Annotated in this window: 17 protein-coding genes and 1 riboswitch; of the genes, 3 read left to right on the plus strand and 14 right to left on the minus strand. The window is 67.5% G+C overall.

Annotated features, from left to right (window positions below; genetic code table 11):
• On the plus strand, positions 1-317 hold a 317-nt coding region (locus SA87_RS12760; RefSeq protein ID WP_211264209.1), incomplete at its 5' end, for a transposase.
• On the opposite strand, the gene SA87_RS08535 is transcribed toward SA87_RS12760, so the two are convergent.
• The 9 genes from SA87_RS08535 to gcvT all read right to left on the minus strand — a co-directional run bounded on the left by SA87_RS08535 (position 230) and on the right by gcvT (position 10,713).
• Entirely contained in the window at positions 230-1,318 is a 1,089-nt protein-coding gene (locus SA87_RS08535; protein ID WP_066202028.1) for a 4Fe-4S dicluster domain-containing protein, read from the minus strand. The genes SA87_RS12760 and SA87_RS08535 overlap by 88 nt on opposite strands.
• A gap of 145 nt (positions 1,319-1,463) precedes the next feature.
• Positions 1,464-2,414, minus strand: coding sequence for a LysR family transcriptional regulator (locus SA87_RS08540; RefSeq protein WP_066202030.1), 951 nt, complete (start codon positions 2,412-2,414; stop codon positions 1,464-1,466).
• A gap of 193 nt (positions 2,415-2,607) precedes the next feature.
• Positions 2,608-3,927, minus strand: coding sequence for a cation:proton antiporter (locus tag SA87_RS08545; protein ID WP_156423673.1), 1,320 nt, complete (start codon positions 3,925-3,927; stop codon positions 2,608-2,610).
• Between the two features lie 209 nt (positions 3,928-4,136).
• The gene (locus SA87_RS08550; protein WP_066202034.1) at positions 4,137-4,385 is read right to left on the minus strand and encodes a sulfurtransferase TusA family protein; all 249 of its coding nucleotides are present in this window, start codon (positions 4,383-4,385) and stop codon (positions 4,137-4,139) included.
• A gap of 113 nt (positions 4,386-4,498) precedes the next feature.
• The gene (locus tag SA87_RS08555; protein ID WP_066202036.1) at positions 4,499-4,894 is read right to left on the minus strand and encodes a DsrE/DsrF/DrsH-like family protein; all 396 of its coding nucleotides are present in this window, start codon (positions 4,892-4,894) and stop codon (positions 4,499-4,501) included.
• Positions 4,895-5,082: 188 nt separating this feature from the next.
• Positions 5,083-6,243 (minus strand): MBL fold metallo-hydrolase, encoded by a 1,161-nt coding sequence (locus SA87_RS08560; RefSeq protein WP_066202038.1) that lies wholly within the window; start codon positions 6,241-6,243, stop codon positions 5,083-5,085.
• A 215-nt stretch (positions 6,244-6,458) separates the two neighbouring features.
• A complete protein-coding gene (gcvPB, locus tag SA87_RS08565) occupies positions 6,459-7,994 on the minus strand; it encodes an aminomethyl-transferring glycine dehydrogenase subunit GcvPB (protein WP_082718521.1) in 1,536 nt (511 codons plus the stop codon).
• A gap of 11 nt (positions 7,995-8,005) precedes the next feature.
• A complete protein-coding gene (gene gcvPA, locus SA87_RS08570) occupies positions 8,006-9,355 on the minus strand; it encodes an aminomethyl-transferring glycine dehydrogenase subunit GcvPA (protein ID WP_066202040.1) in 1,350 nt (449 codons plus the stop codon).
• Between the two features lie 203 nt (positions 9,356-9,558).
• A complete protein-coding gene (gene gcvT / locus SA87_RS08575; RefSeq protein WP_066202043.1) occupies positions 9,559-10,713 on the minus strand; it encodes a glycine cleavage system aminomethyltransferase GcvT in 1,155 nt (384 codons plus the stop codon).
• A gap of 188 nt (positions 10,714-10,901) precedes the next feature.
• A riboswitch (glycine riboswitch) is annotated at positions 10,902-11,004 on the minus strand.
• 191 nt (positions 11,005-11,195) lie between these two features.
• Here gcvT and SA87_RS08580 point away from each other — a divergent pair.
• Together SA87_RS08580 and SA87_RS08585 are read left to right on the plus strand one after the other, a co-directional pair.
• The gene (locus SA87_RS08580) at positions 11,196-12,944 is read left to right on the plus strand and encodes a DEAD/DEAH box helicase (RefSeq protein WP_245637693.1); all 1,749 of its coding nucleotides are present in this window, start codon (positions 11,196-11,198) and stop codon (positions 12,942-12,944) included.
• Between the two features lie 112 nt (positions 12,945-13,056).
• Positions 13,057-14,160, plus strand: a complete 1,104-nt coding sequence (locus SA87_RS08585) for a YqhG family protein (protein ID WP_066202045.1) — start codon at positions 13,057-13,059, stop codon at positions 14,158-14,160.
• Here SA87_RS08585 and SA87_RS08590 read toward each other — a convergent pair.
• From SA87_RS08590 to recG, 5 genes are all read right to left on the minus strand, one after another.
• Positions 14,097-14,489 (minus strand): hypothetical protein, encoded by a 393-nt coding sequence (locus SA87_RS08590; protein ID WP_066202047.1) that lies wholly within the window; start codon positions 14,487-14,489, stop codon positions 14,097-14,099. The two genes, SA87_RS08585 and SA87_RS08590, sit on opposite strands and share 64 nt — an antisense overlap.
• A gap of 26 nt (positions 14,490-14,515) precedes the next feature.
• Positions 14,516-15,061, minus strand: coding sequence for a shikimate kinase (locus SA87_RS08595; RefSeq protein ID WP_066202049.1), 546 nt, complete (start codon positions 15,059-15,061; stop codon positions 14,516-14,518).
• A 23-nt stretch (positions 15,062-15,084) separates the two neighbouring features.
• The gene (gene coaD / locus SA87_RS08600) at positions 15,085-15,588 is read right to left on the minus strand and encodes a pantetheine-phosphate adenylyltransferase (RefSeq protein WP_066202051.1); all 504 of its coding nucleotides are present in this window, start codon (positions 15,586-15,588) and stop codon (positions 15,085-15,087) included.
• A gap of 244 nt (positions 15,589-15,832) precedes the next feature.
• The gene (rsmD, locus tag SA87_RS08605) at positions 15,833-16,420 is read right to left on the minus strand and encodes a 16S rRNA (guanine(966)-N(2))-methyltransferase RsmD (protein WP_066202053.1); all 588 of its coding nucleotides are present in this window, start codon (positions 16,418-16,420) and stop codon (positions 15,833-15,835) included.
• Between the two features lie 181 nt (positions 16,421-16,601).
• Positions 16,602-18,668, minus strand: a complete 2,067-nt coding sequence (recG, locus tag SA87_RS08610; RefSeq protein ID WP_066202055.1) for an ATP-dependent DNA helicase RecG — start codon at positions 18,666-18,668, stop codon at positions 16,602-16,604.
• Positions 18,669-18,891 lie beyond the last annotated feature (223 nt).

An 18,891-nucleotide genomic window follows, 5' to 3' on the forward strand; every position in this document is an offset into this window, starting at 1 on the left:
CCAAGGCCGTCAAGGTGCTAGAGGAGGGCTTTGACGACGTCACGGCCGTGCTGGTCTTGCCGGATCGCTATCGGCGGCGCTTGCGTACCACGAACGGCGTGGAACGACTCAACGAGGAGATTCGCCGTCGTGAAAGAGTCATCCGCATCTTTCCCAACCGGGAATCCGTGATACGGTTGCTTGGAGCGCTACTCATGGAGATAGACGAGACGTGGACCACTGGGCACCGCTACCTGAATATGGATGAGTATTGGCAGTGGAAGAAGGAACAACAGAAATCCACTGAGCCGGCCATGCTGCACGTTGTGAATGCCTGAGTGACCTGTCCTTTCATTCGCCGAAGAGGGCAATTTACACATGATACTGGACTTGATCTCCGGTAAAAGGCCCACGGCTTTTCCAGGTCGAAAATGAGGATGACGCCGGTCGCGGCGAGGAAGAAGCCGCCGATGACGGACGTCGCCAGCGTCCACGTCTGATCGACGGCGATGCCGAAGAGCTTGAGCAAGGCGTAGATCATGAACGCGCCTCCGGCGATCGACTTCGTCCACGTATAGAGCGACACCCGCCAGTCCCACGGCGGCCGGTGCGGCACCTCGTAGGCGACGCGGGCGTTCGGAAGCGACTGGACGCCGCCCGCTTCGAGCGTTTCCACCGGATACCCTTCCTTCTGCTCCGACCACATGTTGCCGCCGGTGTACGCGGCGACGGACGGGTTCAGCGTCGCTTCGTGGGCGCCCAGATAAAACACCTTCGGCGACGTCCCTTTTTCCGGCTTCCGCACCTCCGCCTTGTTCCGAGCGATCAGGCGGGAGACCTCGCTGTTCGGGTCGTTCAGGTCGCCGACGACGATCGCCTCCGTCGGACAGACGACGACGCACGCCGGCTCGAGCCCCTGATCGATGCGGTGCGCACAGAAGTTACATTTTTCAATGCTGTGAAATTCGGGGTTGATGTTGATCGCGTCGTACGGGCAGGCGGCCATACAGGCCTTGCAGCCGATGCACCGTTCCCGGTCAAAGTCGACGATCCCGTCGGGGCGGATGAACATCGCCTCGACCGGACAGACCGGGACGCACGGCGCATCCGTGCACTGATTGCAACGCGTGACCTGGAAGAACCGGTTGACCTCCGGATAGACGCCGACCTCCACCGCCTTGACGAACGTTCGGTTGACCCCCAGCGGCACTTCGTTTTCCGACTTACAGGCGGTCGAGCAGGCGTGGCACCCGATGCACTTGTTCTGATCGAGCACTTTCCCCCAGCGCACACCCGGTTGAGGCGGAGAAGGGGAGATGACGTCGAGCGTCTCGATCACGGCAAACCCTCCTTCGTCGATCCTCCGTCGCGCCCCTCGTCGAAGCCGGCGAAGCTTCGCCCCTCGGCTGATTCTATGACATCTTTGTGTCGGATGTCTGGATTCACTATAACATTGAAAACGATCGTTTTGTTATTGCGTTTTGTTATGCGCCATAACGAACCGTTATATCCCGTGGGAGAAACGCCCCGGCGCCCCGGCTCATGAGCCAGGCGACGAACGCCTCGACGTGCGGCGGCCGGTACCGCTTTCGCGCCATGGCGAGATACAGCGGCCGCGTGAGGACGAGCCCTTCCACCGGCAGATGCACGAGGCGCCCGGCGCGGATGTCCGTCGCCACGCTCATCTCGGACAGAAAGGCGACGCCGAGGCCGGCCTCGACGGCCGTCTTCACCGCCTGCGTCGCGTTAAAAGCAATCATCTTCGGCCGCGGCCCGCCAAGACGCTCCATAAGCGCCTGCTCGACGAGCTCCCGCGTTCCGGAACCGATCTCCCGGACGATGAGCACCGCATCGGCCAGGGCCGCCGGCGGGAGGGCGCCGCCGGCGGCGGCGCGGACCAGGGGGTGAGCCGGATGGGCGACGAGGATGAGCTCGTCTTCGGCAAAGCCGATCGCTTCGACGTCCGCCTCCTCCTCCGGCGGCACCTGTCCTTCGAGCAGGGCGACGTCCAAGCGATGCTCCTTCAGCCGATCGACGATGCTGCGGGTGTTGTCGATGTAGACGTCAAACACGAACCGCGCCTCGTAAGCGAGCGCGTTGGCGATCACGTGCGGGAGCGCGTATTCGCCGATCGTCCGCGTCGCGCCGAGCAGGATCGGCATCGTCTCGCCGTCGGAAAGAAGCGTCTTCAGCGCCTCTCGGGCCCGCTCGTGATCGGCGATGATCGCCTTCAGGTAGGGATAAAGCCGCTTTCCGTAGGCGTTTGGAATGAGGCCGCTTTCCGTCCGTTCAAAGAGCGGCACGCCGTAGTACGCCTCGAGGGACCGGATGTGCCGCGTGACCGCCGGCTGCGTGAGGTGCGCCCGCCGGGCCGCCTCGCTCACGCTCCCGTGCTCGAAGACAAGGCAGAAAAGCTCGATGCTGAGCAGGTTCATCGCCCATCCCCCTTCCCGCCTCGGACGGCATCTTTCGTCCGGCCTCGCCAACCGCGCGACCCGCTCGCCTTGACGACCCGCCCGAACGCTCGATCCGCCCGGCAACGCGACCGTCGGGCTTCACGATCCGAGCGTTCTTTCGCCCCCGCGCACGTCGCTTTCGCCGTCCCCCAAACGCTGGGCGGCGATGCCCTCACAGGCCCCGCGGCCCATCGCCGGAGAGGACCGGCGCCGCTTCCGCCATCAGCGGCCGCCGCCCCCGGCGGACGGCCCGGAACCAGACGCCGGCGGCCGCCGCCGAACCGAGGGCGAAGACGACGAAAACCGTATACAGCGGCGCGTCGATCAGCCCCCGGGCGTACGCCGTCGAGGCGACGACCGTCCCCGGGATCCCCCGCTCGCTGAAGGCGACGGCGAAGTTGAGCGCGCAAAACCGACCCTGTCCCGTCATCCGGGCGACGGCGTAGGTCGGAAGGCCCTGGAGAAGATAAGCAAACAGGGCGAACTCCAGAAGCAGCGCGAAAGAAAAGGTTTCCCCGAACGATACGTGATACCCGACGGCGGCAAAATAAAGCGGTGCGAACATCTGAAGCGGCAGCTGCCCGAGCCCGGCCTCGACCGCCTGCCGCTCTTCGTCCTTCAGCCAAAGCCGCGCCAGAAGCCCGACGAAAAGCGGGACAAAGATCGCCTCGACGTCGTAACGGGTGGCCAGGCCGGCGCCGAGAAACAGCGCCCCCAAAACGAGGGGGAGGGCCCAGCCGCCCCCCGCTGTCCGCCGGCGAAATACCGCGGCCACGGGGCGAAAGAAAAGCCACGCCAGCCCCCCCGCGGCGGCCATGACGGCCAGCGTCCGGGCGATGAAGAGCGCCCCCGTTCCGAGGGCATCCCCCGCGCCGAACGACGTCCCGGCGGCTAGCGCCAGCGCCACGCTCAAAAGCCCCCACAGCAAAAGATCGTGAAAGGCCGCCACGGTGATCACCAGCTGGGCAAACGGCGTGCGATCGATATTTAAATCCTTGAAAATTTTAGCCAGGATCGGCACCGCCGTGATCGACGTCATGACGCCGACGATGAGGCGAAACGACGCCGCTCCGAGGGAGCCGACCGCCGCTTCCCCGGCGTGCCGCGAAAAAGCAAAAAACGGCACCAGGGCGTACGCCAAAACGAGCGCCGGCACCGTCGTCCCGACGATCAGGCGGCCGAAAAGAGGCGTTCGGGCGATCGCCTCCGGACGGTGGAAATGAAGCCCGGTCTCCAGCATGAGAAAATAAAGCCCCAGCACGGCGACGACCCAGAGGAGCGCTTTTCCGTCCTCCGGCCAGATGAGCCCGTACGCCGCCGGCCAGAGCGTGCCGAGCACCGACGGGCCGAGCGCATAGCCGGCGGCGACCTCCCCGATCACCCGAGGCACATAGATCCGTTCCGCCAGCGCGCCGAGCGCCCGCGCCGCCAGCATCACCGCCCCCAGGCCGAAGAAAAGCTGCATCAGCGCTTCCGCCTTCAGCCCAAACATGCTCCCCTCTCCCCACCGTTGGCCGGCCCCGAGGTTACCGTCGATCGCCGGCACGTCGCCGCGTTCTTTGGCCTGGTCCGCCTCCTCTCCGGCCGGTACGACCGCCGAGAACGGCCGAAAACCCGCAGGCCAGGATGCGGCCCGCGGGCCCGACCGTGCATTCGACGCCCGGTGCACCGCTCGGCGACACCGCGCGCGTTTCGGGACGGTTACCGCTTCCGAATGACGTAGACGAACGTTCCGTCCGCCTCATGCGTCTCCATGAGCTCATGCCCCGCCTGTTTGGCCCAGGCCGGGATGTCTTTGAGCGACCCCCGGTCCGTCGCCTGAACGACGAGGATCTGACCGGAGGAAAGCGCGTCGATCGCCTTTTTCGCCCGCACGACCGGCATCGGGCACGAAAGGCCCGTCGCATCGACGACCTTGTCCGCCTTTTGCAAAAGCTCCTGAACCGTCATCGTAACGCCTCCTCCCCGATTTCAGCCCCAAGGCCGGTTGCTTGCCGCTCGCTCGTCTCGCGTTTGACGCTTGCGCTCGACGTAAATCGACTGAGCTTCGAAAACGGCGCCGGTCAAAAGCTCAACGTCACCTGGGCATCCTGGGCGAATTCGACGAAGGTTGCCGCACCGGCGAACTCCACCCCGTCGATGAAATCCTCCGGCTTCCAGCCGAGAGCATCAACGGTCATCTGGCAGCCGATGAGCCGGACGCCGCTTTCTTTGGCCATCTGGATCAAGTCCTGGATCGGCGGCACGTTCGTCCGCTTGAATCCTTCCTCCATCGGAGCGTTTTCCGGCTTCAACTTCAGCATCGACGGACCGTCCTTGTGGATGATTGGAAGTCCTTCAAAGGTAAAGAATATCCCGACTTCCGATTCCATGGCGGCCGCCGCAAGCGCGATGTTAAACACCTTGTAAGCCGTTTCCAGGCCGCCGGACGATGCGATGATCGCCACCCGCTTCCCCATCGTTCAGGCTCCTCTCCCTGCCTTTTTGCCGCCCGCTGATCCGTACTTTCAACCGTCACGCTTGCGCCGTCAGAACGCCGACCGCCTCCCGTTCTGCCGACCCGGAAACCGGTCGGCAGAACGGACAGAGGACGGGGCGACTTTCTTTTTTACACTGAGGCGGGACGTTTACGCCGTGGCGGTATGCTTTACGCCGTGGCGTGATGGACGGCGCAGCGGTTCGGACCGATCTCGAGCTCGATTTCCTCTTCCGGCGCGACGGTGAGCTTTCCGACGTTGATGGCGATGATCTTTTCGAAGTTCGGCGGCCGCTCCGTCGACGCGGACGCTTCCACCGCCGCCGTAAACGCCTTCCGGTCGATCTCCCGAAGCAGCTCGTTGATGCGCCGGAGGTCGCCGAGTCGGGCGCCGACGACGCCCCGCGCGTTGATTTCCGTGTGGTGGGAATAGTGGGCCGGGAGGACGATGACGTCGTCTGAAAGAGCCTTTAGCTTATTGGAAACCGTATCATACAAATCTTGCGCCCACTCGGACACCTTGCCGCCGAGGTCCGGCCGGCCGAGGCCGCTCACGAACACGGTGTCGCCCGAGAGGAAAAAGCGGTTGTCGACGAGGAGCGACGTCGATCCCGGCGTATGGCCCGGCGTCGGGATGACGATGACGTCGACGTCGACCGCGCCGACCCGAAGCGTCTTGTGCTGCTCCAGCGGCTCGAACCGGAGCGCCCCCTGGTGGGTGAAGATATCGTGGGACGACACGAAGTACGGCGCCCCGACGCGATCGGCCAGGCGACGCCCGCCGGAGATGTGGTCGGCGTGAATGTGGGTGTCGACGACGTGCCGGATCGTCCAGCCGTTTTGGCGGGCGAAGTCCTCATAGAAGTCGACCCGGCGCAGCGCGTCGACCACGAGGGCTTCCCCTTCCGAGACGATGAAGTACGACAGGCAGCCCTTGCCGAGGCGGTTGAACTGGATGACTTTGAGTTTGTCGTCTTCGTGAACGACGACGGGATGAAGGGACTGGCTCCACGCCTCCATGCCGCCCTCGACCGAGACGGCCCGGTAGCCCCGCGCCGTGAGAAGCTCGGTCACATACGCGCTCGATCCGCCCTTGGCGCAGACGACGTGGATCTCCTTGTCCTTCGGCAGGCGGGCAAAAACGCTTTCATCGTCGTCCAGAAAATCAAAGTACGGGATGTTGACCGACCGCACCCGTTCGCCTTCGATCTTCCAGCCTGCATAGTCGTCGGCATTCCGAACGTCGAGAATGAAGACGTCCTCATCCCCGTGCATCCGCTTCACCAGCTCGTCGATCGGGATCGTCGGAACCGGTTTCGTCTCCTGGACCATGGTCCTCCTCCCCTTTCTCGATGTTGGGCCGTTTCGGTAAAGCGACGGATATACCATACCGCCATGGGTTTATATGGTATACCGCTTGGTTACAGTTTACCGATCGGTCACAGATATGTCAATCCGGTGAACGATGTAATTTTGACTTTGTCCGCGACTGCGGCAAAAAAACCGCCCGCCGAAAGGCGAGCGGTTGAAGAGGCACACGGGCGGAATCAGGATCGATCCGGTCGCCAGACCAAAACCGGCTGCCGGGCGGCCTTAGCCTCATCGAGGCGACCGACCGGCGTCGTGTGCGGCGCCGAGCGGACGAGCGCCGGGTCCCGCTCCGCCTCTTCGGCGATCGCCCGCATGGCGGCGATGAACGCATCGAGCGTCTCTTTGCTTTCCGTCTCCGTCGGCTCGATCATGAGCGCTTCTTCCACGATGAGCGGGAAGTAGATCGTCGGCGGGTGAAAGCCGTAGTCCATGAGACGCTTCGCGATGTCGAGCGTCCGCACGCCCCGGGCTTTTTGCCGGCGGCCGGAGAGGACGAACTCATGCTTGACGAGGCCCCCGTACGGAACGTCGTAGACGTCCTTGAGCCGGCTGAGCACATAGTTGGCGGCCAGGACCGCGTCTTCCGCCACCTGGCGAAGCCCCTCGGCGCCGAGGGCGCGGATATAGGCGTACGCCCGGACGAGCACCCCGAAGCTTCCGGCGAAGCCCCGGACGCGGCCGATCGAGTGCGGATGGTCCTCCGAAAGTCGGTAGAAGACCGATCCGTCCGGCCGCTTTTCGGCGACGACCCGGGGGATCGGGAGGTACGGCTCGAGATGCGCCTTGACCCCGACGGGGCCGGCCCCGGGCCCGCCGCCGCCGTGGGGCGTGGAGAAGGTTTTGTGGACGTTGACGTGCACGACGTCGAAGCCCATGTCGCCGGGACGGCTTTTCCCGAGGATGGCGTTCAGGTTGGCCCCGTCGTAATAGACGAGGGCGCCGGCGGCGTGGGCCGCCTCGACGATCGCCAGGATATCCGTCTCAAAAAGGCCGAGGGTATTCGGATTGGTGAGCATGACTGCGGCCACGTCCGGGCCGAGTGCCGCCCGGTATGCGTCGAGGTCGACGAGGCCCCGGGCGTCGCTCGGCACGCTCACCGCCTCAAACCCGGCCATCGCCGCGCTCGCCGGGTTGGTGCCGTGGGCCGAATCGGGGACGAGCACCTTCCGGCGCCGTTCGCCCCGGGCCCGGTGGTAGGCGGCGATGATCTTGAGGCCGACGAGTTCTCCGTGGGAGCCGGCCGCCGGGAGGAGCGAGACGGCGTCCATGCCGGTGATCTCCCGAAGCGCCGCCTCCAACCGGTGCAAAAGCTCCAGCGCTCCCTGCACCGTTTCCACCGGCGCAAGGGGATGGATGCGCACAAAGCCGTCCAGCCGCGCCAGGTCTTCGTTGATTTTCGGGTTGTACTTCATCGTGCACGAGCCGAGGGGATAAAAGCCGGTATCCACCCCGTAGTTTCGCCGGGAGAGGGCGGTGTAGTGCCGGACGAGTTCCGGCTCCGACACCTCCGGAAGAAGCGGCGGCGTCGTTCGCACGAGCGCCTCCCCGTACAGGGCGACGGGATCTGCCGGCGGCACGTCGAGGGGCGGCAGATCCGCCGCCCGTTTTCCCGGCTGCGAGCGCTCAAAAAGAAGCGGCACCTCCCGCGGCCCGAACAGCGCCGGCGCCGCGCCGGCCGGACGGCCGCCTTCCGCCGCCCCGGCGGCCTGCATCGCCTCTGGGTTCACCGGCCCCACCTCCCGAGCGCTTCGACGAAGGCGTCGATCTCCGCCTTGGTCCGAACTTCGGTCACCGTGACGAGAAGCTTTGTCCGATAATCCTCCCCGAGGCTTCCGAGCGGGTACCCGGCGAGAAAGCCCTGCTCGAGGAGCGCCGCCACCGCCTCATCGGCCGGACGGCCGAGCTCGAGGACGAATTCGTTGAACACCGGGGCCGGGTAGGCCCGGCGAAACGGCGTCCGGGCCTCGATCGCCTGAAGGGCGTACTGCGTCTTGTGGACGTTCTGTTCGGCCAGCGCCCGAAGCCCGCGCGGGCCGAAGGCGCTCATCGCCACCGCCGCCGCGAGCGCCATGAGCGCCTGGTTCGTCGTGATGTTCGACGTCGCCTTTTCCCGGCGAATGTGCTGCTCGCGCGTCTGAAGCGTGAGCACATACCCCCGCCGGCCCGCGGCGTCGACCGTCTCCCCGACGATGCGGCCGGGAAGCTTTCGGACGTCTTTCATCCGGGCGGCCAGATACCCGGCGTACGGCCCGCCGAAGCTTAAAGGGATGCCGAGGGGCTGCATGTCCCCGACGACGAGATCGGCGCCGAAGTCCCCCGGCGGACGAAGGAGCCCGAGGGCGAGCGGATTGGCCGAGACGATCCACATCGCCCCGCTTGCCGCCACCGCCTGCCGGTGGGCGCCCAGCGGCTCGACGACGCCGAAGAAATTCGGCGTCTGAACGACGACCGCTGCGGCGTCCGCCGCAAGCGCTCGGAGCGCCCCGGCATCGGTGGCGCCGCCCGGCGCCGGTGCGACGTCGACCGTCACCCCCTCGAGATCCCGGACGACCGTCTCGACGACGCTCCGGGCGTGAGGATGGAGCGCCTCGCTCAGGACGACCCGCTTCCGGCGCGTCTCCCGGAGCGAAAGAAGCACCGCCTCGGCCAGGGCCGTCGGCCCGTCGTACAGCGAAGCGTTCGCCACCTCCATCCCGGTGAGGGAAGCGACCATCGTCTGAAACTCGAAGATCGCCTGCAGATTCCCCTGCGAAAGTTCCGGCTGATACGGCGTATACGCGGTGTAAAATTCCGACCGGCGAAGGACGTGGTCGACGACCGCCGGAATCGTGTGCTCATAAGCCCCGGCGCCGAGGAACGAGACGAGGGCGTCGGTCGTCCGGTTCTTGGCCGCCAGCCGGCCGAGTTCCCGGACGAGCTCCGGTTCCGTCAGGGCCGGTTCGAGATCGAGCGGCCGTTTGAGCCGGACGGGGTCCGGAATGTCGGCAAAGAGCGCTTCCACATCCGGTACGCCGATCGCCTCGAGCATCGCCTGCCGGTCGGCGTCGGTGAGAGGCAGATACCGGTGACCCACCGCTTGACTTCCTTTCTTGTGCAGTGTTCGATTCTTGTCCTGGGTTCGATTCGCCGCTTGCCCCTTCTCTTTCCCGTCGTCCGTTCTCTCCCATGACTCCCGGCCCTCGCGAACGCTGAATCCGGCCGCCCTGAGGCCGGGCGGCCCAGCCCACCCGGCCGGATCGGCAGGCACCCTGCCCCCGATATCTGTCCGGCCGCCCTTTAACCGCCGGGCGCCTTGGATCGCCGGTAAAACGGGAGCGGCACGACCTTCGCCGGCACCCGCCGGCCCCGGACGTCGACGAAAAGCACCGGTTCTCCGGCGTGGGCGGCCGCGACGAGGGCCATCGCGATCGGCCGGCCGAGGGTCGGCGAAGGAGCCCCGCTCGTCACCGATCCGGCCGGCGCCACCGCCTCCGGCGCGGGGTAGACGGCGTATCCGCTTCGGGCCGGTGCCCGTCCTTCGAGAACGAGCCCGACGAGCCGCCGGGGTACCCCTTCCTCCTTCTGCCGCCGGAGGGCCGGCTCTCCGATGAACGGCACCGCCTTCCCGAAACGGACAAACGCCTCCAGGCCCGCTTCGAGGGGCGTCACCTCCGGCGTCAGCTCCTGGCCGTACAGCGGAAGCCCCGCCTCGAGCCGGAGCGTGTCCCGGGCGCCGAGCCCCGCCGGCACGAGGCCGTCGGGCGACCCCGCCTCGAGGAGCGCCTGCCACAGGGCCGGCGCCTCCTCGGCGGCCAGCATGAGCTCAAAGCCGTCCTCGCCGGTGTAGCCCGTCCGGGAGGCGAGGAGAACCGGCACGCCGGCGACGATGACGTTTTGGGCAAAGCGAAATGGCTTAAGCCCCATAAGCGCCTCCCGGTGCCTTTCGGCGGCCACCCGCCCCAAAATCGCCGCTGCCTTCGGCCCCTGCAGGGCGAGGAGGGCGACCCGCGGCGAAAGGTCGTCGACGTCCGCCTCGATGCCTTCCCGATCCCGCACCTCCCGGGCCCAGGCGACGATCCGCGCGATGTTGGCCGCGTTCGGCACGAGCAAAAATTCATCGTCGCCCAGCCGGTAAACGAGGAGATCGTCCAGCACCCCGCCGGACGCCTTCAGCACGAAGGCGTACCGCGCCCGCCCCGGCGAGAGCGTCCCCGCCTCCGCCGTCACGAGGCGCTCCACGAGCCGGACCGCCTCCGAGCCCGCGATCCGCACCTCGCCCATGTGGGAGACGTCAAACAGCCCCGCCGCCGTCCGCACCGCCCGGTGCTCCTCGAGGATGCCGGAAAACGACACCGGCATCGCAAATCCGGCAAATTCGGTCAGCTTGGCCGTCTCCCGGTACAGCGGATAAAGCGGCGTCGTCTTGAGCCCCGTTCCGTTTTGCCCTGCCACGGCCGGCCTCCTTTCAAAAACAAAAAGACAGAGCCGGGGCATGCCCGCTCTGTCCGTCGACCTGAGCGTTTCCCCGGGACGACCGCCGCACTGCCTGCAACCGGCACGGTTCGGCGGCGCGCGCCCGGCGTTACGCCTTCGGTGGCGCCGGGACCGCCGGGCGGCCCCGACGCGCTCTCCAGAGCTGCGTCCGGTGCGGGATCCATGGGCCTGAGAGTTTCACCGCACGCCTGCCGCCGTGCGGCTTGCTCCTTCGGCGCCGGACGAGCCGGACTCTCTCCCGCCCGTCATCCGCCATCGATGCCGTTTTCCTCCGCTTTCCGACGCGCCGAACCGTTTCTCGCGCGCCGGACCGGCGCTCCGGCGCCGCCGCGAATGGGCGCCGGACCCGGCCTCCATACTACCGGTATGGTAGCACACTTCCGGAAGAACGCAAGCGGCCCCGGCGTGAAATCAAACGCGGAAAGCAAAGGGGGAGGGCGGTGGAGCTTACGATCCGCTTTCACCTCGGGCTCGTCGATCGACTGATGGCCGCCGAGCGGGACGGCGCCTGGGACCGCTGGTCGGACTTCGAGCTCGCCTTCGAAGCCCGCCGCCTCGGCCGGATGGATCCCCCGGAGGTGCTCATGGCCCCCCGGGCCCTGCCGAACATGACGTTTTATCCCCACCAGATCGCCACCGCCGAAACGGTCATCCGCAAGATGCGCGGCCGGGCGATCCTCGCCGACGAAGTCGGCCTCGGAAAAACGATCGAAGCCGGCCTCATCCTGAAGGAATACATGATCCGGGGCCTCGTCAAAAAAGCGCTCCTCCTCGTCCCCGCCTCCCTCGCCCTGCAGTGGCAGCGGGAGCTCTGGCAGAAGTTTCTCATCCCGGCGGCCATCGTCAAAAAAGCGCCCATGTGGGAGGCCCACGACGTCGTCATCGCCTCCCTCGATCTCGCCAAGCGGGAACCGCACCGGTCGATCCTCCTCCGGCAGGCGTTCGACTTCCTCCTCGTCGACGAAGCCCACAAGCTGAAAAACCCTCGCACCGCCAACCACCGCTTCGTTCGGGAGCTCACGAAAAAATTTTGCCTGCTCCTTACCGCAACGCCGGTGCAAAACGATATCCGGGAACTCTATACCCTCGTGAGCCTCCTCCTCCCCGGCCACCTCGGCACCGAAGACGAATTCCGGCGGCATTTCGTCGCCGGCCGCCGGGAGGTGAAAAACGCCCCGGCCCTCCGAGGCGTCCTCCGGGAGGTCATGATCCGCAACCGCCGCAAAGACGCCGACATCGCCCTCCCGGATCGACACGTCGTCACCGTCCCCGTCCGGTTGACGAAAGAGGAGCGGCGCTTTTACGACGCCGTGAGCCAGTTCATCGTCCGGGAATACGCCCGTCGGGGGATGCCGCCGCAGTTTGCCCTGCTCACGCTGAAGCGGGAGCTCGTCTCGAGCCGCGATGCCGTCTACAAAAGCCTCATCCGCCTCTACGAGCGGCTCCCGAAGGACGCGCCGCTCGCGGCGGAGCTCGCCGAGCTCGCCCGCCTCGGCCGGGAGATCCGCACCCACAGCAAGGCCAAAACCCTCGTCGAACTCCTCGGAAACCTCGACGGCAAGGCGGTCGTCTTCACCGAATTCCACGGCACCCTCTTTTTCCTGCAAAAAACGCTGGCCGAGGCCGGCATCCCCGCCGTCCTCTACCGCGGCGGCTACGGCCAGAACAAAAAAGACTGGATGCGGGAGCTGTTCGAAAAAAAGGCCCGCGTCCTCCTCGCCACCGACGCCGGCGGCGAAGGGCTGAACCTCCAGTTCGCCCACCACCTCATCAACTACGACCTGCCGTGGAACCCGCTCAAGCTCGAGCAGCGGATCGGCCGCATCCACCGCATCGGCCAGACGCGGGACGTGTTCATCTACCACTTCATCACCGAAGGCACGATCGAAGAGGCGATCCTGAAGCTTCTTTACGAAAAGCTCGCCCTCTTTGAAAACGCCGTCGGCACCCTGGAAAACGTCCTCGAGCGGCTGCCGAAAGGCTTTTCCGTCGAGCGGCATATCGCCGAGATTTTCCTCCGGGCCCGCAGCGAAAAAGACGCCCTCTTGCGGCTGGAGAACGTCGTCGCCGCCCTGAAAAAGCTCGAGGCGGAAGAAGCCCGCCGGGCCGCCCTGGCCGAAGCGGCCCTCCCGGAGGAGGCGATCGACGCCAACGCGGCGCCCCCGGACCGGGCGTCTTTCGCCGAGTAGGGCCGGCCGACCGCTCCCTTTGGTTTCGTTCCCCGGGAGAGGGCGTCCCTCGCCGCGAAGACCCGGCCGGGCGCTCCCTTGAGCTTTGCTCCCTTTGGAAAGGAGGGGCCCGATGGCGGACGATGCGGCGCTTTACGCCTTTGCCCGGCGCTTTTTCGAAGCCCGGCGATCGGTCATCCGGGAAGCCGGCGACGCGCATCTCGTCGTCGAACTTTCCCGGGAGGCCGACGAGGCGCTCCGGTACCGGCCCTTTTACTGGTCCTACGTCACGAGCCTCGGTCTTTCGCCCACGCCCCTCGTTCGGACGTACCGCTTTCCCGGACTCCGGCCGACCGCAACGCCGCCGGCCCTTTCCATGCACGAGGAGGTGCTCACCTTCGGCGCACCGCGGCTTCGGCGGATGCTGGAGGCGGCGGTCGCCTTCGGCCGCCTCTCCCGCGCGTTTGAAGTGCCGGAGGAGGAGAACCGACCGCCGGAGGCCGGTTCCGGAGCGGTTCCCGGCGGCGCCCACTCCCCCCGCGGCGTCCTCGTTCCGTGGCTTCTCCTTTCGTTTACCGTCGCCTACACGGCCGCCCTCCGCTGGGAACGGCTCGTCACCTACGGCGTTCGTCTGACCGACCTTGCGCTCGATGAGGCCTTTCACGCTCGCCTCGCCGGCCGCCGGCTCGGCCCCAACCCGCCACCCGACCGGCCGATCTTGACGCCGCTTTTTCGTTTTTCGGCGGCGGTGGAAAAAGCGACGGCGCACCTTCGGGCGCGGCTTCAAGCCGAAGACCGGAGCTGGGCCGACGCCTGGATCCGGGAAGGAGAGGCGGAAAAGGCAAAGATCGCCCGCTACTACGACGCCCTCCTCCGGCGCTCCGGCGACGGCGCGGCGCCCCGGCGCCGCCGAAACCGCCGGGAAGGTCCCGCCCGCGGCAGCGCGCCTGAGCCTTCCGCCCGGGACGAGCGCGCCGCCCGAAACGGCGAACCGCCGGAAGGCCCATCCGGCACCGTCCCCAAGACGCCCGGCGCGACCTCGCGGGGCCAAGGGGCCGACGACCCGCTTGCCTTCCGGACCGCCCTCAGCGAAGAAAAAAAACGCCGGCTGGCCGAGATCGACTGGGCCCACACGCCGGCGATCGACGTCACCCTCGAGCAGGCGGCGCTCCTCTACCTCCTCGACGACGGGACCCGCCCCGCTCCCGCCGGAGGTCCTCCGGCGGACGAAGCGTAATCGGAAGAGGCGGCATCGGCCGACCGGGGCGGGGTCGTTCGACCGCCCCCGCGGACGGAAGCGGCCGCGGCCGATCGCCGGATCCGGCGCCACACCGCCGTCGCCCGGGCAAGCCTCGACTTCTGGCGCGACCACCACCACGCCGCCGTAAGCGGCACGAGGCCGAACCACTCCGTCCACCACGGCGGCCGGCGCGGCCCCGCCGCTTCCGGCGCCTCCGGATGGGCGGCATTCCGGTCGCCCGGCGCTTCGGTCGGGGCAGGCGGAGGATCGAGCGAGCGAACGACCTTTTGCGTGAGCAGATAAAGCCAGGCGTTTCTCTGCTCCACGGCGCACCCCTCCGGACGGGCTTTTTTTATGATTGTGTCCCGTCCGGCATCCCCGCATGCCCGTCTTCCCGGTGTCGGACATACGCGGCGATCCGCGCCGCCGCCGCCTCCGGCGAAAATCGCGCCGTCGAGATGGCACAGTGGGCCGCCGCCCGGTAGAGGGCGAACCGCCGGCGGAAAAGCGCCCTCATCGCCGCCTCGCCCCCGGCCAGAAGGGGACGCGCCGGATCGGCGCCCACCCGCTCGCGGACGGCCGAAAGCGGTGCGTACAAAAAAACGACCGTCCCCGCCGCCCGCATCCGGGCACGGTTTTCCGGGTCGACGACGACGCCGCCGCCGGTCGAGACGACGAGCGGCGCCCGCTCGTCCGTCAGGCGAAAGAGGAGCGCCTTTTCCTCCCGGCGAAACGCCGCCTCCCCCTCCGTCTGAAAAAAGGCGGCGATCGGCCTGCCGAACCGCGCTTCGAGCAGGGCGTCCATGTCGACCCACCGCCGGCCGAGGCGCGCCGCCACGAGCGGACCGACGGTCGTTTTACCGGCGCCCATAAAACCGACGAGAAACACATGTCTCATCCCGGTCACGCCCCCGACCGCCCTCAGCAGAATTCGATCGGCCCGCCCGGGTCGGCGAAGCGGCGGCGGAGCGCCTCCACGACGCACGGCGGCACGAGGTCGTCCACCCGGCCGCCGTAGCGGGCGACCTCCTTGACGATGCTCGAGCTCAAGAACGAATACTCCTTGCTCGTCATCATGAAAAACGTCTCGATGGACGGGTCGAGATTTTTGTTGATGAGGGCCATCTGCATCTCATACTCGAAGTCGGTCACCGCCCGGAGGCCCTTGACGATCGCCCGCGCTCCCCGCCGGCGCATGTATTCGACCAGAAGCCCGGTAAACGAATCGACTTCCACGTTCGCAAGGTGCTTCGTCGCCTCTTTAAGGAGCGCGACCCGCTCCTCGACGGTAAAAAGCGGCGTCTTGCTCCGGTTGATGAGCACGGCGACGATCAACCGATCGAACACCCGGCTCGCCCGCTCGACGATGTCGAGGTGGCCGTACGTCACCGGATCAAAGCTTCCGGGATAGACCGCGACGGTCATCGCTTCGCCCGATCGCCCGGGCTCCCTCCTTTCCTGCTCCGGCCTCCGCACCGATCCGGCTCCCCGCCGCCCCTCATTCCGGCTCCTTGCCGCCCGGAAGGCGAACTTTCCTTTCGCTTCCCCGCTCCCGCTCCGCTTTCTGCTTCTTCGATGCGCTCGGTCCGTCTTCCGCTTCCCCGGGCGCGCTCCCGTTTCGTCTCTCCGCCCGCCATCAAGCCGGCGCACCCGGAAGCCCGAAAACGCCTCATCCCGCCGGATTTCGGTCGAAACGCCAGATCTCCAGGGTCGCGGCGCCCACCGTCCGGCGCTTCAGTCGCCTGAGCACGCCGCCGACGGCCGGCGCCTCATCCGGCAGGGCAGAAAACGGCCCGCCCCGCTCGACGGCGATCGTCGCCCCCGGCCGGAAGACGCCGGATGCGGCAAGCTTCACGAGGAGCGCGGCAAGGGCGGCGTCGGACCACCCGTACGGCGGATCGAAAAAGGCGAGATCGGCGGCGATCCCCTCCGCCGGGAGCACCTCCGAAAGCCGCCGGGCGTCGAGGAAAAGGAGCCGGACCGCCGCCTCGGCGCCGAGGGCCCGGACGTTTTCTCGGATGACGGCCAGCGCCCGGGGATTCCGTTCGACGAGCACCGCCCGCTCGGCGCCCCGGGAAAGCGCCTCGAGGCCCAGGGCGCCGCTTCCGGCAAAAGCGTCGAGGGCGGTTCCGCCGTCGAAATACGGGCCGATGAGGTTAAACAGCGTCTCCTTCACCCGATCGAGCGTCGGCCGCGTCGACGCGCCGGGGAGCGTCTTGAGCGGCCGGCCGCGCCACTTGCCGGCAATAATGCGCATTTTTTACATCCATCCTCTGGCGTCTATGGGTATATTTCCCCGTTTGCCGGTCCAAGATAGGGATAGCGGCAACGCCGGTTGCCGCAAACCGAGGGAGTCGACTTCGTTCCCCAAAGCTCTTCCTCCGGTTTCTCCTCTCCCAACTGGAGCATCGCTGCCGAACGGCGCGATGCTCATTTTTTTAATCGAGGGCGACCGGCCGCCGGAGGACGTCATCGGCGAGGCGAAGGAGCGCCGCCGGAAGCGGCTCCCCTTCGTACGCCGGGGGCCGGCCGGCGGAACGCGCCTCGAGGAGCGCATCGGCGACCGCCCGGGCGTCCCGGTGGGCGTAGGCGAGGACCGTTCGGTCATACGGCGAGGTGAGGTCCGCCAAGCGGAACTCCGGCAGGCCGCTCTGCCGGACGCCAAACAGATCCCCCGGACCGCGGAGCTCGAGGTCTTTTTCCGCGAGGAGAAAGCCGTCCCGCGTCTCGACGAGCGTCCGAAGCCGCTCCCGAGCGATCTCCGTCCGGGCGTTGGAGACGAGGATGCACGTGCTCTTCGCCGCGCCGCGGCCGACGCGGCCCCGGAGCTGGTGAAGCTGGGAAAGCCCGAATCGCTCCGCATCGACGATGACCATCACCGTCGCGTTCGGCACGTCGACGCCGACCTCCACGACCGTCGTCGCGACGAGGACGTCCAGCTCCCCGCGGACGAACGCCTGCATCACGGCGTCTTTTTCCTTCCCCGGCAGCCGGCCGTGGAGGAGCCCGACGCGAAACTCCGAAAGCGCTGTCCGCAGCCGCTCGTAGAGGGCGAGGGCGTTTTCGAAGTCGACCTTCTCCGACGCCTCGATGAGCGGCGCGATGACGTACGCCTGCCGGCCGGCTTGAAGCTCCCGCCGCATAAAATCGAGCACCGCCCCGAAGCGCGCCGGCGTCGTCCAGAGCGTCTCCACCTCGCCGCGGCCTTTCGGCAGTTCGTCGATCGTCGAGACGTCCAGATCGCCGAAATAGGCGAGGGCGAGCGTCCGGGGGATCGGCGTCGCGGTCATGAGCAAAATATCCGTTCCTTCCCCCTTTTCGAGCAGCATCCGCCGCTCGGCGACGCCGAAACGGTGCTGCTCGTCGACGACCGCAAGCCCGAGCCGGCGAAAGGCGATGTCTTCCTGGATGAGGGCGTGGGTGCCGACGACGACGTCGAGCCGCCCGTCCCGAAGCCGCTCGAGGATCCGCTCCCGGGCGGCCGGCGGCGTCCGGCCGGTAAGGAGGGCGAGCTCGGCGTCGAGCGGGAGGAGCTTCCGGAGCGTCCGGGCATGCTGCATCGCAAGCACTTCCGTCGGCACCATGAGCGCGCCCTGGAAGCCCGCCGTGACGACGGCGTACAGGGCGAGAGCGGCCACGACCGTCTTCCCGGAACCGACATCCCCCTGAAGGAGCCGGTACATCGCCTCGGGGCTCCGAAGGTCGGCGACGATCTCCCGAAGCGCCCGCGCCTGCGCCCCCGTCAGGCGAAACGGCAGCGCCTCGATCGCCCGCCGAAGCCGCCCTTCGTCGACCGGCTTGGCCACCCCCGTCGCCCGCCGCCGGCGGAGGCCCCGGAGAAGGGCGAGCTTCAGCTGAAAGAGAAAGAGCTCCTCATAGATGAGCCGCCTTTTTCCCCGGGCGACGTCATCCGGCGACGCCGGAAGGTGAACGAGGCGAAGCGCCGCCCGTCGGTCCGGAAAGCGGTACCGCCGGACGATCGGCGGCGGCAGCACTTCCGGCACCTCGAGATCGTCCCGGCCGAGCGCCGCCTCCACGAGCGCCCGGTATTCCTTCGGCCGAACCCCTTCCGTCGCCGGATAGACCGGGACGACTCCGTCCGGAGGCCGCGCCGGGGCGATCTCCGTCCGCTGGGCGACGACCGTCCGTCGGCGGACGTCGTACGGGCCGTAGACCCAGACGGCCGTCCCCGGCGCAAGGCGCGCCTTCAGATACGGCTGGTTGAACCAGACCGCCGTGAGCGGCCGACCGCCGACGTCGAGACGAACGGCCAGACGGGATTTGCCCGGGGAAAAAAACTTGAGCATCGGCATCCCTGTGACGACGCCGTAGAACGCCGCCGGACCGTCCGCCCGGATGGCGGCCGGATCTGCCGGTCGGGCATCTTCGTACCGGAGCGGGAACCGGTAGAGGAGATCTTCCACCGTCTCGACGCCGGCGCGGCGGAGCGCCGCCGCTTTTTTCGCCGAGAGGCCGAGGGCATCGACCGGCGACGAAAGCTCCAAGCGCCGTCACCTCCGTCTTCCGCTGCCGCGGCGCCCTGAAACGCCGCGCCAACCCGCCGCCCCGCCGCCCCGCGGACACCGCCGGTCAGCCGCATCCCCCGGACATCCCGCGCTGCCGGCGCCCTGCCCCCTGGAGCCCAGCCGAACGGCCAGCCTCCCTTCGGTCCCCCACGCACGGCCCAACGCCCGGCGTCGCCGGGCCCCGCTTCCGGCGGCGCGGGGC

Origin of the sequence: Hydrogenibacillus schlegelii (genome assembly GCF_001653195.1) — a bacterium.
Classification (GTDB): Bacteria; Bacillota; Bacilli; order Thermicanales; family DSM-22653; genus Hydrogenibacillus; species Hydrogenibacillus schlegelii.

What these genes read in the sequence shown, in the direction of transcription:
- SA87_RS08545 (WP_156423673.1), bottom strand. Translation starts at nt 3,927, where the DNA reads ATGTTTGGGCTGAAGGCGGAAGCGCTGATGCAGCTTTTCTTCGGCCTG.
- rsmD (WP_066202053.1), bottom strand. Translation starts at nt 16,420, where the DNA reads ATGCGCATTATTGCCGGCAAGTGGCGCGGCCGGCCGCTCAAGACGCTC.
- coaD (WP_066202051.1), bottom strand. Translation starts at nt 15,588, where the DNA reads ATGACCGTCGCGGTCTATCCCGGAAGCTTTGATCCGGTGACGTACGGC.
- SA87_RS08555 (WP_066202036.1), bottom strand. Translation starts at nt 4,894, where the DNA reads ATGGGGAAGCGGGTGGCGATCATCGCATCGTCCGGCGGCCTGGAAACG.
- gcvPB (WP_082718521.1), bottom strand. Translation starts at nt 7,994, where the DNA reads ATGCAGGCCGCCGGGGCGGCGGAAGGCGGCCGTCCGGCCGGCGCGGCG.
- SA87_RS08595 (WP_066202049.1), bottom strand. Translation starts at nt 15,061, where the DNA reads ATGAGACATGTGTTTCTCGTCGGTTTTATGGGCGCCGGTAAAACGACC.
- SA87_RS08585 (WP_066202045.1), top strand. Translation starts at nt 13,057, where the DNA reads ATGGCGGACGATGCGGCGCTTTACGCCTTTGCCCGGCGCTTTTTCGAA.
- SA87_RS08560 (WP_066202038.1), bottom strand. Translation starts at nt 6,243, where the DNA reads ATGGTCCAGGAGACGAAACCGGTTCCGACGATCCCGATCGACGAGCTG.
- SA87_RS08550 (WP_066202034.1), bottom strand. Translation starts at nt 4,385, where the DNA reads ATGACGGTTCAGGAGCTTTTGCAAAAGGCGGACAAGGTCGTCGATGCG.
- SA87_RS08540 (WP_066202030.1), bottom strand. Translation starts at nt 2,414, where the DNA reads ATGAACCTGCTCAGCATCGAGCTTTTCTGCCTTGTCTTCGAGCACGGG.